The sequence below is a fragment of the Parvularcula lutaonensis genome, assembly GCF_014651915.1.
Taxonomy (GTDB): Bacteria; Pseudomonadota; Alphaproteobacteria; order Caulobacterales; family Parvularculaceae; genus Parvularcula; species Parvularcula lutaonensis.
Genome location: NZ_BMXU01000001.1, coordinates 948373 through 963241 on the forward strand (window position 1 = coordinate 948373; position 14869 = coordinate 963241).

15 protein-coding genes are annotated in these 14869 nt (G+C 64.2%); 1 reads left to right on the top strand and 14 read right to left on the bottom strand.

What is annotated here, in order from left to right; genetic code table 11:
• Positions 1–4 precede the first annotated feature (4 nt).
• A complete protein-coding gene (locus IE053_RS04495) occupies positions 5–448 on the top strand; it encodes a sterol desaturase family protein (protein ID WP_189574735.1) in 444 nt (147 codons plus the stop codon).
• On the opposite strand, the gene IE053_RS04500 is transcribed toward IE053_RS04495, so the two are convergent.
• The 14 genes from IE053_RS04500 to IE053_RS04565 form a co-directional block, all read right to left on the bottom strand.
• Entirely contained in the window at positions 445–1329 is an 885-nt protein-coding gene (locus IE053_RS04500; protein ID WP_189572441.1) for a polyprenyl synthetase family protein, read from the bottom strand. The two genes, IE053_RS04495 and IE053_RS04500, sit on opposite strands and share 4 nt — an antisense overlap.
• A 103-nt stretch (positions 1330–1432) precedes the next feature.
• Complete coding sequence (locus IE053_RS04505) at positions 1433–1774, bottom strand: Hpt domain-containing protein (protein ID WP_189572444.1); 342 nt, start codon at positions 1772–1774, stop codon at positions 1433–1435.
• A 61-nt stretch (positions 1775–1835) separates the two neighbouring features.
• Complete coding sequence (gene gmk / locus IE053_RS04510) at positions 1836–2480, bottom strand: guanylate kinase (protein WP_189572447.1); 645 nt, start codon at positions 2478–2480, stop codon at positions 1836–1838.
• Positions 2477–3367, bottom strand: coding sequence for a YicC/YloC family endoribonuclease (locus tag IE053_RS04515; protein ID WP_189572450.1), 891 nt, complete (start codon positions 3365–3367; stop codon positions 2477–2479). The genes gmk and IE053_RS04515 overlap by 4 nt, the downstream gene beginning before the upstream one ends.
• Positions 3364–4362, bottom strand: coding sequence for an endolytic transglycosylase MltG (gene mltG, locus IE053_RS04520; RefSeq protein WP_189572453.1), 999 nt, complete (start codon positions 4360–4362; stop codon positions 3364–3366). The genes IE053_RS04515 and mltG overlap by 4 nt, the downstream gene beginning before the upstream one ends.
• A gap of 4 nt (positions 4363–4366) precedes the next feature.
• Entirely contained in the window at positions 4367–5638 is a 1272-nt protein-coding gene (fabF, locus tag IE053_RS04525) for a beta-ketoacyl-ACP synthase II (RefSeq protein ID WP_189574738.1), read from the bottom strand.
• Positions 5639–5732: 94 nt separating this feature from the next.
• On the bottom strand, positions 5733–5972 hold the full coding sequence (locus IE053_RS04530) for an acyl carrier protein (RefSeq protein WP_189572456.1): 240 nt from the start codon (positions 5970–5972) through the stop codon (positions 5733–5735).
• A gap of 110 nt (positions 5973–6082) precedes the next feature.
• A complete protein-coding gene (locus IE053_RS04535) occupies positions 6083–7066 on the bottom strand; it encodes a mechanosensitive ion channel family protein (protein WP_189572459.1) in 984 nt (327 codons plus the stop codon).
• A 127-nt stretch (positions 7067–7193) separates the two neighbouring features.
• On the bottom strand, positions 7194–7931 hold the full coding sequence (gene fabG, locus IE053_RS04540) for a 3-oxoacyl-[acyl-carrier-protein] reductase (protein ID WP_189572462.1): 738 nt from the start codon (positions 7929–7931) through the stop codon (positions 7194–7196).
• A 52-nt stretch (positions 7932–7983) separates the two neighbouring features.
• The gene (locus IE053_RS04545; protein WP_189572465.1) at positions 7984–9753 is read right to left on the bottom strand and encodes an ATP-binding protein; all 1770 of its coding nucleotides are present in this window, start codon (positions 9751–9753) and stop codon (positions 7984–7986) included.
• Positions 9754–9848: 95 nt separating this feature from the next.
• On the bottom strand, positions 9849–10784 hold the full coding sequence (gene fabD / locus IE053_RS04550; protein WP_189572468.1) for an ACP S-malonyltransferase: 936 nt from the start codon (positions 10782–10784) through the stop codon (positions 9849–9851).
• Positions 10785–11003: 219 nt separating this feature from the next.
• Positions 11004–11327: a YbjQ family protein gene (locus IE053_RS04555; protein WP_189572471.1), complete on the bottom strand. Its 324-nt coding sequence runs from the start codon at positions 11325–11327 to the stop codon at positions 11004–11006.
• Positions 11324–11842 carry a peroxiredoxin-like family protein gene (locus tag IE053_RS04560; RefSeq protein WP_189572473.1) on the bottom strand — a complete coding sequence of 173 codons (519 nt, stop codon included), beginning with the start codon at positions 11840–11842 and terminating at the stop codon, positions 11324–11326. Before IE053_RS04560 ends, IE053_RS04555 begins: the two co-directional genes overlap by 4 nt.
• Before the next feature lie 145 nt (positions 11843–11987).
• Positions 11988–14774, bottom strand: coding sequence for a methyl-accepting chemotaxis protein (locus IE053_RS04565; protein WP_189572476.1), 2787 nt, complete (start codon positions 14772–14774; stop codon positions 11988–11990).
• Positions 14775–14869 lie beyond the last annotated feature (95 nt).

Genomic DNA, 14869 nt, shown 5'->3' on the forward strand with positions numbered 1-14869 from the left:
CCTGATGGAAGGCTGGGCCTGGTGGGCGCATAAATACATCATGCACGGTTGGGGCTGGAGTTGGCACGCCGACCACCATGAACCGCACGACAACCTGTTCGAGAAGAACGACCTCTTCGCAGTCGTCTTCGGCAGCTTCGCGATGGCCCTGTTCGTCATCGGCTGGTTATGGTTCCCGCCGCTCTGGTACGTCGCGGCTGGGATTACCGTCTACGGACTGGTTTACAGCTTCGTCCATGACGGCTTGGTGCACCAGCGCTTCCCTTACAAATGGGTGCCCAAGAAGGGCTACTGGAAGCGCCTCGTCCAGGCGCACAAGCTCCACCACGCGACCACCTGCAAGGAAGGCGCGGTCAGCTTCGGTTTCGTGCTCGCGCCCGATCCGCAAAAGCTGCGTGTCAAACTCCGTGAATTGAAAGAAGCGCGCCGCGCTGCCGGCTCGCTCTAGGCAGCGATCGTCGTGGCGAAATAGCTGCGGATGAACTCCGCCAGCGTGGCCAGCGGCGTGTCCTCACCGACAGCCTTCACGGCTGTATCGAGATGGCGGTTCGCAAGCGCCGTTGCGCTTTCGATACTCGCGCGCCTCCCCAGCACGGCAGTCGACTTGCCGCTATCCTTGCCGGTCGTCTTCCCGGCTGTCTCTTCGCAGGCCACTTGGTCGAGCACGTCATCATAGGCCTGATAGGCAAAGCCCAGCGCCCTGCCATAGGACCGCAAAGCACGCCGGTCATCATCCGTGGACCCGGGAGCAGCGATCCCGCCGCATTCGGCCGCCGCGATGAACAGGACGCCGGTCTTGCCTTCGTGGATGGCATCGAGGCTTGCCGTGTTCTCGCCCGAGGAAAGGTCCAGCGCCTGGCCATGGACAAGCCCCTGCCAGCCCACCGCGCGGGTGATGACCCTGAGGACCTCCAGACGCCGCTCGGCATCCATCGCCCTCGAATTCGCCACCACCTCATAGGCCCCGTTGATGAGACCAATGCCCGCGAGGATCGCGATATCCTGACCGAACATCGCATGAGCCGTTGGCACGCCACGGCGCAAATCCGCGTCATCCATCGCCGGAAGGTCATCGAAAACGAGGCTAGATGTGTGGATCATCTCGATCGCACAGGCGGCGTCGAGAGCATCCTCTATCTTCCCGCCGAGCGACCGTGCCGCGCTCAGCGTGATGATCGCCCGCAGGCGTTTTCCGGGTGCGAGGAGGCTGTGCCGTGCCGCAACGGCAGGCCCAGAAGCGGCCCCCTCGGGGACCAGCTGGGCCAAGCGGACATTGATGAGCTCCCGAAGGCTTTCGAGATCCACGCCGGGCGCACCGGGTGTTGGCATCGCTCACACTCCCTTGAGCGGAACGATAGGCCCGAATCCCGTCCGAGGAAAAGCGATTCCAACGGATTCGCGGCAGAATGCTGCTTTTCGGGGGATGCGACGATCAGGTCCGGCGCAGGCGCTTGATCTCGACGAGGGCGGTTTCGACGCAGGCCTGGATCTGCTGCTTGAGCGCGATACGCGCCTCGCGAACATCGTCCGGCGTGCCGCTCAGCTTTTCCGCCTGCTCGCAGACGGCGCCGACTTCCCATGCGCCAATCCCGCGCGAAGCACCCTTGAGTGCGTGGGCGATCGAGCGCCACTCCTCGTTCGGGCCGTCGACGTCCAGAAGCCGGAGGCAGCGAGCAACCTGACCCTCGAAGATGGTCAGAACTTCGTCTCGAAGCGCCGCGTCGCCAGCGACGTAGCGGTCGAGGTGATCAAAATCGATGGCCTGGTCAGTCATGCCCCCGGTGTAGCGCAGAGCGGTTAACACCCTGTCTTCACTTGCGGGATTTGTGCAGCGATCAGTCGTGGGGCTTGATCACATGATCGACAAATGCCCGCAGGCCGGTCTGGCGGCGTCGTTTCAGCCGCTCGGCCATCAGGATGGCGCGCAGCTGGGTATCGGCCTTGTCGATGTCGTCATTGACGATAACGTAGTCATACTCGGCATAGTGGCTGATCTCGCTGTCTGCCATCGCCATGCGTTGGGCCACCACCTCGTCGGAGTCCTGCGCCCGTTTCCGCAACCGCTCCTCCAGCGCCGCGCGTGACGGCGGCAGGATGAAAACCGAGACGACATCGCCACCCGCCCGCTCGTCGAGCTGCTGCTTCCCCTGCCAGTCGATGTCGAAAAGGATGTCGGTCCCCTCCTCCAGCATGTTGAAGACGTGCTCCTTCGGCGTGCCGTAGAAATTGCCGAAGACCTCGGCGCTTTCGAGGAACTGTCCTTCCTGCTCCCGGCGGCGGAATTCCTCCACCGAGAGAAAATGGTAGTCCTTGCCGTCGATCTCGCCAGGCCGCATCGGCCGCGTCGTGGCGGACACGGACAGGGTGATGTTCGGATCTGAGCCGAGCAGCCTTTTTGACAGCGTCGTCTTGCCTGCGCCCGAAGGGCTCGAGACGACCAGGAGAAGGCCGCGGCGTTCGATGGGTTTGGGATTGCTCATGCGATGTTCAGCACCTGCTCGCGGAGGCCGTCGATCAGCTCTTTCATGTCGAGGCCATCATTCTTGAGGTGCGCCGTATGGAGTTTCGCGGTCAGCGTCGAGGCTTCGCGCATCAGCTCCTGGGTGAGGAATTCGAGGCGCCGCCCGGCTGCCCCGTCGGATTTCAGCAACTCACGGAAGGACGCCGTGTGCACGTCGAGCCTGTCGAGCTCCTCGGTGACATCAGCGCGAATGGCGAGCATCGCTGCTTCCTGCGCCAGCCGTTCCGGTGCCACCTGGTCAGCCAGCAGCTCGCCGAGCTGGGCCTTGAGCCGCTCAGCAATCTGTTCACGAGTTGTCGCGGTCTTCTCGCGGATTGCGGCGATGTTCCTGGCCATCTCCGCGCAGCGTTCTTCGAGAAGCTTGCGCACGCGGTCGCCTTCCGCCCTGCGCGAAGCGAGAAGGGCCGCGAGCGCCTCTTCAAACCCGCCCTTGAGCGATGCGAGTTCCTTGGGTGTGAGGCCGTTATCCGTCGCCGGAGTCGTCAGCACGCCGCGCATCTGGAGGACTGCTTCGGGCCGCGGCGGGTCGCAGGTGATGACCTCCTGCACCCGGCCGATGGCCTTCGCCGCCGCCGCAAGCGCTTCCTCGTCGATGACGAGGGCCGAAGCCGCCTCGGCACGGTCGAGCTTCAGGCTGATATTCACTGTGCCCCGGTGAAGAACCCGCAGCGCGCTGCGGATGTCGGGCTCGAGAGCCTCCGCACCCGGAGGGAGCCTGAACTTGGCATCAAGTCCGCGCCCGTTGACCGTGCGCAGCTCCCAGCGCCACTTGATCGAGCCCGCTTCGCCCTCGGATGCGCCATAGCCCGTCATCGACTGCAGGCCGGAGGTCTCCGCCTTGGTCATTGTCCGTTCTGCCGCGCGCGCTCGATGGCACGCCAGCGCGCGACATTGGCGTTGTGTTCGCGCAGGGTCGCGGCGAAGACGTGCCCCCCTGTCCCGTCGGCCACGAAGTACAGATCGTTCGTGTCGGCAGGATTGAGCACCGCGGCCAGAGAGGCCCGGCCCGGATTGGCGATCGGCGTCGGCGGCAGGCCACCGCGGCGATAGGTGTTGTACGGATTGTCGGCGTTATCGAGTTCGGACCGGCGGATGCCCCGGCCCAACGGCTCGCCGCCGGTGATGCCATAGATGATCGTCGGATCCGACTGCAGGCGCATGCCGCGCTTCAGCCGGTTGATAAACACTGCGGCCACCCGCGGACGCTCTTCGGCCAGAGCGGTTTCCTTCTCGACGATCGAGGCGAGGATCACCGCCTCCTCCTTGGTCTTGATCGGCAGGCCCGGCGCGCGCTGGGGCCAGAGCTCGTCGAGAAGCTCCCGATGCGCATCGACCATCCTCTTGACCAGGGCATCGCGGGTCTCGCCGCGCTGGTAGGCATAGGTCTCCGGCAGGAGGTCGCCCTCCGCCACGTCGAGGGTGATCGGTCCCTCGAGGACCGGCGCTTCTTCGATGATCCGAAACGCCTGCTGCACGGTCCGCCCCTCGGGGACGGTCACGAAGCGCAACAATGGCTCGCCCTCGCGCAGGATCTCTGCGACCTCCTTGATCGACGCGCCTGGCGGGATCACGAACTCGCCGGCGCGCAGGTTTTCCGCGAGGCCGGTTCCGCGACCGTAGTAATAGAAGAGTTGCGGGCCTTCGAGGACGCCCGCGCGGATCAGCTTGCTCTCGACCGTCTTCAGCCCGTCGCCCCGCTCGATCCAGACCACGACTTCCTCGTCCAGGGGTCCCGGAGCCTGCACCCGCCTTGTCGCCTCGAAGGCCACGAAGGCGACACCGGCCAGAATCGCCAGCGCCAGCAGCACCAGAACCCGAACGAAGCCGCGGCTGTCCCGCATGATGTCAGACCTTGCGCATGATGATCGACGCATTGGTGCCCCCAAATCCGAAGGAATTGGATAGCACGCAATCGATGGTCTTCTCCACCGGCGTCTTGGGCGCAAGGTTGATCGGCGTTTCCACAGAGGGGTTGTCGAGGTTCAGCGTGGCTGGAGCGACACCGTGCTTCATCGCAAGCAGGGAGTAGATCGCCTCGATCGCCCCCGCCGCACCCAGGAGGTGCCCCACCGACGACTTGGTCGAGGACATGACGAGGCCTTGGGCGGCATCGCCGAACAGGCGCTCGACGGCCCGCAATTCGGCTTCGTCGCCCAACGGCGTCGAGGTGCCATGGGCATTGACGTAGCCAATCTCGGACGGGCTGACGCCAGCCCGCTTCATCGCCGCTTCCATGGCGCGATAGCCGCCATTGCCGTCTTCGGCCGGGGCGGTGATGTGATAGGCATCGCCGGACAAGCCGTAGCCGATCACTTCGCCATAGATCTGCGCGCCGCGGGCCTTCGCCTGTTCGTACTCCTCTAGGATCACGACGCCCGCGCCCTCGCCCATCAGGAAACCGTCACGGTCCTTGTCGTAAGGCCGCGAAGCAGCCGTCGGATTGTCGTTGAAGCTCGTCGTCAGTGCCTTGCAGGCGAGGAAGCCCGCATAGCCGATCCGGCAGATCGCCGCCTCGGCGCCGCCCGCGACCATCGCGTCGGCATCGCCGAGCGCGATCAGGCGCGCCGCGTCACCGATGGCGTGCACGCCGGTGGCGCAGGCTGTGACCACCGAATGGTTGGGGCCCTTGAGGCCGTATTTGATCGAGATCTGGCCCGAGGCGAGATTGATGAGGCAGGCCGGAATGAAGAACGGCGAGACCCGGCGCGGCCCCTTCTCGTTCAGCAATTGGGTGGTTTCGGCAATGCCTTCGAGGCCGCCGATGCCGGAGCCGACGAGAACGCCTGTACGCTCCTGCTGTTCATCCGTATCGAGGGGCAGCCCGGAATCGGCCAGCGCCATCTCGGCAGCGGCCATGCCATAGATGATGAAGTCCTCGACCCGGCGCTGCTCTTTCGGCGGCACGAAGTCGTCGGGATTGAACGCACCCTCGCCTTCGCGGGGGACGGGGGCTCCGATCTGGCAGGCCAAATCGGAGACATCGAACTTGTCATCGATGCGGCGGGCGCCGGAAGCGCCGGAAATCAGCGCTTCCCAAGGTTGCTGCCAGGGCTTCTCGCGAGTTCCGCTGCCCAGAGGGGTGACCAGGCCCATCCCGGTCACAACGACGCGTCTCAACATAATCAGGCCTCCTCACCACGCCCGGGGCCGGTCCGTAGGAACCCTATAACCCAAGGGCGCGGCACCGGCCTACCCGCGCCGGGCCGGAGGCTTAGCTCTGGCGTTCTTTGATGAAGTTGATCGCGTCGCCAACGGTCTGAATGGTTTCAGCGGCGTCGTCGGGGATCTCGATGTCGAATTCTTCTTCGAACGCCATGACCAGCTCGACGATGTCGAGGCTGTCCGCGCCGAGGTCGTCGATGAAGCTGGCCTTCGGCTCAACTTTGGACGCGTCCACATCGAGGTGCTCGACGGTGATCTTCTGAACGCGTGCCTGGATATCGTCCGACATTGGAAACTCCTTGTTCGTCTCTCTTTTGGTCCAGAGAGGCGTTTGATGATTTTCGCGCTGTAAGGGAAGCAAAAATGCCGCGCAAGGCGGCGCTTCCATGGAAAATGCGGTTATTCCGCGGCCATGCCGTGGCTTTCGCCGTCATCATCATTGGCTGATTGCCCCCGAATCGGCAACGGCTCCTTGAAGGTGAGCGTCCTGTAAGGGAACGGGATCTCGATTCCGGCGTCGTCCAGCGCCTCCTTGATTGCCTGCACGACCTGGTCCCGGCTCTTGTGCATGTCGAGGGGCTCGGGCTCGGCCCACCAGCGGACATTGAAGTTGATCGAGCTGGCACCGAATTCCGCGGCGAAGACCTGAGGCTTCTTCGAGCTGCCGAAATCGAGGCCATCCATCGCTTTCTGGATGACTTCACGGCACTGGGCGACGTCTTCGTCATAGCCCACCCCGACGACGATATCGTAGCGGCGATAATCGGGGTCGGTCCACACTCGCACCGGGTTTTCAAAGAGATGGGCGTTGGGGACGAGCACCAGCTCGCCATCGACCCGTCTCAGATAGGTATCGCGCAGGGTGATGTGCTCGATCCTTCCCTCGACACTTTCGCTCTGGATGTAGTCCCCGATCGCCATGGTCTTGCGGGCAAGGATCAGGACACCGGCCATGAAGTTCTTGAAGATGTCTTGGAACGCGATGCCGATCACGATACCGCCGACGCCAAGGCCAGCGACGATCGAGCCGGCATTGATCGAGGGAAAGAGCACCGTCAGCGCGGCGAAGCCGCCGAACAGCCACACGACGACCCCCGACAGCGTCTTGAACAGGTCCCTCAACGAGGGCCGGGTATCGGCCCGGCGCGACAGCCAACCGACCAGCAGCCTGACGCCCCGCGCCACCATCCAGGTGATGAGCAGGATCACCGCGACGACGATCAGCTTCGGCGTCAGCGCCAGCGCGCTGTCCCAGTAATCGGCGAAGCGGTCGGCCAGGTATTCCGGCAGGTCGGAGATGCTCGTCACCTCCTCCGGCTTGATCGCATCGGCAGAGGGCGAGGCGCCCGGGTTCTCGGGGTTGGCGTTCTGTTGGTCCTGCATAGTGACAGGAAAACGACGACGCCCACCCGAAGTTCACACCCCTCACGCGCTGTTCAGAACTGCAAGGGACGCCAGGAACACTGCCGGAACAGGAGGAGTGACCCACTCCTCCTGCACCTTGGCATCATCAGATCATCGCCATGCCGCCATTCACGTGCAGGGTGTGGCCGGTCACGTATGCTGCCTCGTCAGAGGCCAGATACGCCGCCGCAGCCGCGATCTCCTCTGGCGTGCCCATGCGGGCGGCGGGGATGTTGTTGTTGATCGCCGCCTTCTGGTCGTCGGTCAGGGCTTCGGTCATCGCCGTCGCGATGAAGCCCGGCGCGATGCAGTTCGCGGTGATGTTCCGGCTCGCCACTTCCGCTGCGAGGGACTTCATCATGCCGATCATCCCGGCCTTGGAGGCGGCGTAGTTCGTCTGGCCCGGATTGCCGGTCACGCCGACGATCGACGTGATCCCGATGATCCGGCCCTTTTTCGCCTTCATCATCCCGCGCAGGCAGGCCTTGGCGAGATGCCAGGTGGCCGTGAGGTTCACCTTCAGCACTTCATCGAAGTCCTCGGGCTTCATCCGCATCATCAGGTTGTCCCGCGTGATCCCGGCATTGGCGACGAGGATTTCGAGGCCGCCCATCGCGTCCTGCGCGCGCTTCGGCAGCTCGTCGCAGGCGCCAAGGTCCGAAAGGTCCGCAGGCAGGATATGCACCCGCTCGCCAAGGTCGGAGGCCAGCGCCTCGAGCTTGCTTTCGTTGCGGCCGGAGATCGCGACGGTCGCGCCCTGGCCGTGCAGCGTGCGGGCGATCGATTCGCCGATGCCGCCCGTGGCACCGGTGATGAGAGCGGTTTTGGATGTCAGGTCAAACATGCACGGAGGGTTAGGCCCTGCCGCAGCGGCTGTCACCCACTGTCACCCACTGTCACCCGAGCAGCTCCCCGCGCCCCCGCTCCCTCGCCTGCTCGTCGTAATAGACAAGAGCGATCTCCCGCTTGAGGGTTTCGGGCTTGAGGGGTTTCGACACGAAGCCGTCGGCGCCCTTGGCGAGCATCGCGAACCTGTCAGCTTCCATCGCATCCGCCGTCACGGCGATGATCGGGACCAGCGCCTTTTCATCCTTCCGTGCCCGGATCTGTTCGACGACGCCCTCGCCGTCGAGGCGCGGCATCTGCCGGTCCACGAGGACGACGTCGAAATCCGCGGTGTCGAGGAGTTCGAGGGCTTCGACCCCGTCGACGGCGAAGACGGGCTTGGCATGCCACGCGGTCAGGAACTCCCCCAGCACCAGCCGGTTGACCGCATTGTCCTCGGCCACCAGGACCCGCAGCCCCTCTAGCCCGCCGGCAAGCAGGCCCGAACCCGTGCGGTCGGCCTCGGGCTTCGCCGCGTGAGGAAGCGGAAGCGTCACCATGAACACGGTCTCTCCGGGTTCGGACCGCACCAGCTCGATGGACCCGCCCATGAGAACACACAGCTGGCGACAGATCGACAGGCCGAGCCCGGTTCCGCCGAAGCGCCGCGTCGTTCCCCGGTCGCCCTGTTCGAAGGGCTCGAAGATGATGCTCCGCGTCGCCTCGGGAATGCCCTTGCCGGTATCGGTCACGGTAAAGACGATTGCGTCGTCCTCGCCATCTTCCGCGACAAGGCGGACGCCGCCCTCCTCGGTAAATTTGACGCCGTTGGAGACAAGGTTGTTCAGGACCTGCCGCACCCGCTGGTCGTCGCCCAGGACCCATTCGGGAACCGCATCCGAGACCTCGAGTTCGAGCGCGATCCCCTTGGCCACCGCCGTCTCGGCATAGGTTTCCTTCACTGCATCGAGCAGCGTCGGCAGGTGGAAGGGCCGCGGATCGAGCTTGATCTTCCCCGCTTCAATCTTCGACAGGTCGAGAAGGTCGTTGAGGAGGGCCAGCAGATGCTCGCCCGATCCCCGCACGGAGCCGAGCAACGTTCTCTGCCGGTCGTTCACCGGGCCCGGTCCTTCGGACAGGACGGCTTCGGTCAGCCCAAGGACGCCGTTCATCGGTGTTCGCAGCTCGTGGCTCATCACGGCGAGGAAGTCGTTCTTCGCTCGCGCGGATTTCTCCGCCCGGACCCTCGCTCGCTCGGCGCGCATGAAGGCATTGTGGCACGTCGCGCTCAGCGCCGCACTCATCGCTGTCCCCATGATGATCGAGAACACCGCCTGGAAGTAGCGTTGCTCCGTTCGCTCCACCGTCCAACCAGCCTCTGCGCCCAGAAGGCTGAGAGAGTTCGTGTACTGATATGTGACGAAGGCAATCGCGCCGATTCCGATCACGGTCGCTGTCCGCCATCCACAGACGAACGCTGCCATCATCGGGCCAAGGACGATTGCCGGGAGGAGCGACGTATGGATCCCCGCACTAAGGGACGACATCCACAAAGCGACGAGGGAAACCCCCGAGTAAATCGCCACGAAGAGAATGAAATTCTTGGTCCAGCGTAGCAGCAGCATCGTGGCGAGATGGACCGAGATCGCGATCACGGCTGCCCAGTGGTCGATCACCCAGCCGCCATAGGTCCGGGTCATGCCGAAGAGGTTCAGGACCTGAAGGCTGCAGGTCAGCAGGGCGTAGAGATAAACGCCGCGGGCGCGCATCACGTCCCACGGCTTCATCCTGCGATCGATGCGCAAAAAGCGCTCGAGGTCTTCGATTGCCGCCTTCAACACGTCGCGTTGTCCTGCCCTGCCTCAGGCAGGCTAGGCGGCGCCGGGTTGAAACGAGGTCAACACTTCGGGCTAAAGGCCAACAACCCTTTTCTTTTTCAGTTGCCGAGCAGGGCCTTCACCGCGTCCAGTTCTTCGGTCTCGCCGAAATTCGCGATCTGCACGTCGCCTGCGATCTTTTTCACGAGGCCGGACAGCACCTTGCCTGCCCCGAGCTCGACAAAGGTCGTGGCGCCTTCCGCCTCGAGCTTCCGGACACAGTCCTGCCAGCGAACGCGGCCGGAGACCTGCTCGGTCAGGGTCCGGCGCACCTCGTCGGGCTCGGTGACAAGCGAGGCGTCGATATTCGCCACCACCGGCCGCTGCGGCGCGTTGATCGCGGCTTCGGCCAGGGCCTCCGCCATCTTCTCCTGCGCCGGCAACATTCCTTTCGAGTGGAAGGCCGCGGAGACGTCGAGCTTCAGCGCGCGTTTGGCGCCAGCATCTTTCGCCGCGGCGCAGGCCCTGTCGATGGCCTCCGTCGGGCCGGAGATCACGACCTGTCCCGGACAGTTGTCATTGGCGATCTCGACGCCGGCTTCCTTCGCGACCTTCTCCAGCTCTTCGATCGAAAGCCCGAGGATCGCCGCCATCGCCCCCTGCCCCAGCGGCATGGCCGACTGCATGGCATTGCCGCGGATGCGCAGGAGCTTCGCCGTGGTCGTCAGGTCGAAGCTGCCAGCGCAGGCATGAGCCGAATATTCGCCCAGCGAGTGACCGGCGAGCCCGACAACGTGATCGAGCGACAGCCCCGCCTCTTCCTTCAGCACGCGGAACGCTGCGACGGAGCAGGCCATCAGCGCGGGCTGCGCATTGGCCGTCATCGTCAGCTCGGACTGGTCGCCCTCGAACATCAGCTGCGAGAGCTTCTGCGACAGCGCCTCATCGACCTCCTCGAAGACCTGCTTTGCCACCGCAAAATTCTCGGCAAGGTCCTTGCCCATGCCGACTTTCTGGCTGCCCTGTCCGGGGAAGATAAGCGCGAGATGGGTCATGGTCTGGCCTCCTGTTCTGCTGCGCCGAAGGGCTAGCGGAGGCCGTGGCGCGGTGCAATCACGTGCTCAGCGCATCCCGAAACCGTCATCCCGGAATCTGCGAAGCAGATATCCGGGACCTACGGCCTGCCGTTCAGCGAGGCGCGCCTCGAATGAAGGTCTGGCCGTGCTTCCGGGGAAGCGCTGACACGCTTTCCGAAATCAGGATAGGCATCGAACCTACCGCAGCTTCACCGCCGTCCCGTTGCAACTCACCATCAGCATGCTGCCTTTCTGCGTGTCCACGGCCTCGTAGTCGATATCGACGCCGATCACCGCATCTGCGCCCAGCGCAACTGCTTCGGCTTCCATGTCCCGCATCGCATGGTTCCGCGCCTCGCGGAGCGCTTTCTGGTAGCCGCCGGAGCGCCCGCCGATGATGTCCCGGACCCCTGCAAAGAGGTCCCTGAACACATTGACACCGAGGATCGCTTCCCCGGCCACGATATCGAGATGCTGGGCCGTCTCCCGGCCCGGCACATTGTCCGTCGTCGTCACGATCATTGCTCGGTCTCCGTTCCACGGGTCGGGTAGTCTTTCTTGAGAATGTACTCGATGCCTTCGGCGAGGTCCTCGAATTTCGGCCGCGCGAAGGGAACGCTTTGGTAGTATGCCGCGTAAAGCTCGCCAGAAGGACGCACAAGGAACATCGCAGGCTCCGAGAAGATCTCCGGCTCGCTTTCCTGGAACCCCTTGGACAGGTAAAGGCCCCAGTCCTTCGCCTGCTCGCGGGTCAGGTCGAACAGCAGCGGCACGCCGCGGATTTCCCATTCCTCGAACGTCTTCTGCGCGCGCTCCTGGCTGTCCATAGAGACCGCGAAAGGGCTCACCCCCAGCTCCTCGAACCGCCCGAGGTGCTGCTTCAGCTCCTGAAGCTGGCTCTTGCAGATCGGGCAGTGATAGCCGCGATAGAAGACCAGGAGCGTGAAGTTCTCCGAAGCGGCGTTGGCAAGCCGCCAATTGTCCGCGCCGAGCATCGAGAGCTCAAGCTCGGGCACGTGCTTCCCGGGTATCAGCATGGCTTCCTCCTTTCAGAACATGACTGCCTGAAAGGTAGGAACACCGGCTCAGAAGGGAACGATCCGCCTGCAGTGGGCCGAAAAAGAGTAAAGCCCGGCCAGCGCGAAGCTGGCCGGGCTCTGCCCCCTCCCGGGACGCCGCGTGTTACGCAGCGGCGTCCTGTGCAGTGTAGACCTTGGTCGTGACCGAGCCTTCCAGCTTGAAGGCGGCAACGACGCGGTCGAGGTGGTCGAATTCGTGTTTCGCCTCGGTGATTGCGTGGTTGTTCCGGTCGACAAGGGTGTTATTGCCCTGCGTCAGGCGATCGAGGTCCGACATCGCCGCATTGATCTCGCGCAGGGTGAGGTTCTGGCTGTCCGTGGCCTGAGAAATCTCGTCGATGAGATCGACGTTCTGGGCCACTTCCTCGACGATCGCCTTGAGGTCCTCGGCAGCTTTCGACACCAGGGTCACGCCGCCCTTGATTTCCTCATTGGACTGACCGATCAGCTGGCCGATCTCTTTCGAGGCATTCGCCGTGGACTGGGCGAGGTTCCGGACCTCTGCCGCGACGACGGCAAAGCCCTTGCCGGCCTCCCCTGCCCGCGCCGCTTCGACCGAAGCGTTGAGGGCCAGAAGGTTCGTCTGGAAGGCGATCGATTCGATCACGCTCGTGATCTCCGTGACCTTCTTCGACGACTTGGCGACGCGATCCATAGCCTCCGTGGCCTCTTCCATGACGCGCCCGCCCTCTTCGGCTTTCGTCTGGGTTGCACGGGCATTGTCGCGCATCTCGGCGGTCCGCTTGGCCGTGCTCTCCACGGTGGTGGTGAAGCTCTGGAGGGACGCCGAAGTCTCCTCGAGCGTCGCTGCCTGGGTCGAGGTCTGTGCCGACAGCTCGTCCACGCCCTGCATCAGCTCGCTGAGCGACGTGCCGACACGGGCGGAGGTCTTGCGCAGGTTGGTCAGCACGTTAGCCAATCCGTCTGCGGAGAAGTTCACGCCGTCGCGGAGGTCCGCGAAGCTACCTTCATAGTCGCCCTCGATACGCTTGGTCAGGTCACTGTCTTGCAGGGCCTTCAGCACGAAGATCGTCTCTTCGAGGCCACCCTTCACGGTGCTGACCAGCTTGTTGAGGTTCGCAGCCAGCTCGTTGAGCTCTTCGTCCTCGAAGTCGGCTTCGACTTCCTTGGTGAAGTCGCCCGCCTGGGCAGCACGGACCACTTCGCCAATCGACGAGCCGAGCTTCTGGATCATGGCGCGGCGTTCTGCTTCCAGGCGCTCCTGCGCTTCGATCTCTGCCTGGCGTTGGCGCTCGGCAGCGGCTTCGCGCTCTTCCTGGGCACGGCGCTCGGCTTCCGCGCGCTCTTCGAGGCGGCGTTTCTCCTCTTCGGCCTTCTCGCGCAGGGCCTTGGCTTCGGCCTCCTGGCGCTTCTTCTCGGCGATGCGCTCCTTCTCGGCGGCCTCTTCGCGGAGCTTGCGCTCCCGCTCTTCGGCGGCGAGTTTTTCCTGGCGGCGCTTTTCTTCTTCCTGGCGCTGGCGTTCCGCAGCGGCTTCGCGCTCCTTGCGGGCTTCCTCTTCAGCAGCCGCCTTCTCGGCCAGCAGGCGCTTCTCTTCCTCGAGGCGCTTGCGCTCGGCTTCGGCTTCACGCTGGCGTTGGCGCTCGCGCTGCTCCATTTCTTTCCGGGCAGCTTCTTCCTTCAGCTGACGTTCGCGCTCGGCGGCAGCTTCGCGTTCGAGGCGCGCCTTTTCTTCGGCCTCGCGGCGCTCTTTCTCGGCCTTCGCCTCGGCGATGCGGCGCTTCTCGGCGGCCTCGCGTTCGCGGCGTTCGGCTTCGAGCTTTTCTTCCTGTGCGGCCAGCATCTCCTTATTGAGCTGCTCGGCCTTGATCGCATTCTCGCGGAAGACCTCCAGCGCGCGCGCCATGGTGCCGATCTCGTCCTGGATCTTCAGGCCACGCGGCTTCTGCGACAGGTCACCTTCAGCCACCTTGCCCATGACGCCGGACAGGTCGTCCATGCGGCGCAGGATCCCTCTGTGCACGTAGAAATAGCCGAGCCACGTCGCCATGCCGAGGCTGAGAACGGCAATCGCGGAAAGGATCCAGCTGTTGGCTTCGACGCTTCGCAGGGTCTCTTGCGCGGCTGTTTCAGCAGCCACGGAGATGTCACGGACGACGCCCTGGATGGCTTCGTTCTGGCGGATCACGGCCGCCTCGGCCAGGCGGCGGGCCGAACGCGCTTCACTGGCAGCGTTCAGCTCCTCGCGGCGGACGGCGAACAGGCCTTCGTCCCCGGAGCCAATGCCCAGGAAGCGCTCGCTGAGGTCGCGTACGGCCGGCGTGGCGGCGTTTTGCAGGATGGCGAGGTTGATGCGGATATCGTCCGCAAAGGTTGAATATTCGGATTCGAGGCGGTCAACGGCGTCCGGTGAGTTGGCTCCCGTCACGTCCGCATAAAGAACAGCGACAGAGTTCACCGCAAGAGCAAGGCGGAGCAGCGTCTCGACGTCGGCTTCATCGGCACCGTCAATGGCGACCTCGATCGCGTCGGCGAGCTCGGCCCGCAGGCGCGACGCTTCGGCGCGGAGTTCCTCCTGATGGGCCCGCGCAGAAAGGTAGCTTGCCTGGGCTTCGTTCACGGAGCGGGCGGCGCTCAGCAGGGCGATCCGGGCTTCTTCGAGGCTCTTGAGCTGTTCCTCGCTCGCGACACCCATTTCGAGACGGCCAACAACGTCGGCGGACTCTTCGAAGCGCTGCTTGAAGGCCGCGTAGCTTTCCTCGCGAACGGTGTCGCTGTCGGCAGAGATCAGGCTGCCGACATCGTCCGCCATCCTTTCGGATTCGGCGGCAAGTTCGTTGGCCAGGCTGGCTTGGGGAAGCTTCTGCATACTGACCTGACGGACAGCATCCGACGTCGAGAACAGGGCGACGATCGCGATCGCGAGCGCCACCAGCTGCAGTAGCGCGGACGCTGTAAGTCCGCTAAGTAGACGTGTACGGATCGTTGTAAAACGATGCATGTTCCCCAGCCCTGCCTTGCCTTGTT

Excerpts from the sequence above, each read along its gene's own strand:
- IE053_RS04495 (WP_189574735.1), top strand. The coding sequence starts at position 5 with ATGGAAGGCTGGGCCTGGTGGGCGCATAAATACATCATGCACGGTTGG.
- IE053_RS04500 (WP_189572441.1), bottom strand. The coding sequence starts at position 1,329 with ATGCCAACACCCGGTGCGCCCGGCGTGGATCTCGAAAGCCTTCGGGAG.
- IE053_RS04505 (WP_189572444.1), bottom strand. The coding sequence starts at position 1,774 with ATGACTGACCAGGCCATCGATTTTGATCACCTCGACCGCTACGTCGCT.
- gmk (WP_189572447.1), bottom strand. The coding sequence starts at position 2,480 with ATGAGCAATCCCAAACCCATCGAACGCCGCGGCCTTCTCCTGGTCGTC.
- IE053_RS04515 (WP_189572450.1), bottom strand. The coding sequence starts at position 3,367 with ATGACCAAGGCGGAGACCTCCGGCCTGCAGTCGATGACGGGCTATGGC.
- mltG (WP_189572453.1), bottom strand. The coding sequence starts at position 4,362 with ATGCGGGACAGCCGCGGCTTCGTTCGGGTTCTGGTGCTGCTGGCGCTG.
- IE053_RS04530 (WP_189572456.1), bottom strand. The coding sequence starts at position 5,972 with ATGTCGGACGATATCCAGGCACGCGTTCAGAAGATCACCGTCGAGCAC.
- IE053_RS04535 (WP_189572459.1), bottom strand. The coding sequence starts at position 7,066 with ATGCAGGACCAACAGAACGCCAACCCCGAGAACCCGGGCGCCTCGCCC.
- fabG (WP_189572462.1), bottom strand. The coding sequence starts at position 7,931 with ATGTTTGACCTGACATCCAAAACCGCTCTCATCACCGGTGCCACGGGC.
- fabD (WP_189572468.1), bottom strand. The coding sequence starts at position 10,784 with ATGACCCATCTCGCGCTTATCTTCCCCGGACAGGGCAGCCAGAAAGTC.
- IE053_RS04555 (WP_189572471.1), bottom strand. The coding sequence starts at position 11,327 with ATGATCGTGACGACGACGGACAATGTGCCGGGCCGGGAGACGGCCCAG.
- IE053_RS04560 (WP_189572473.1), bottom strand. The coding sequence starts at position 11,842 with ATGCTGATACCCGGGAAGCACGTGCCCGAGCTTGAGCTCTCGATGCTC.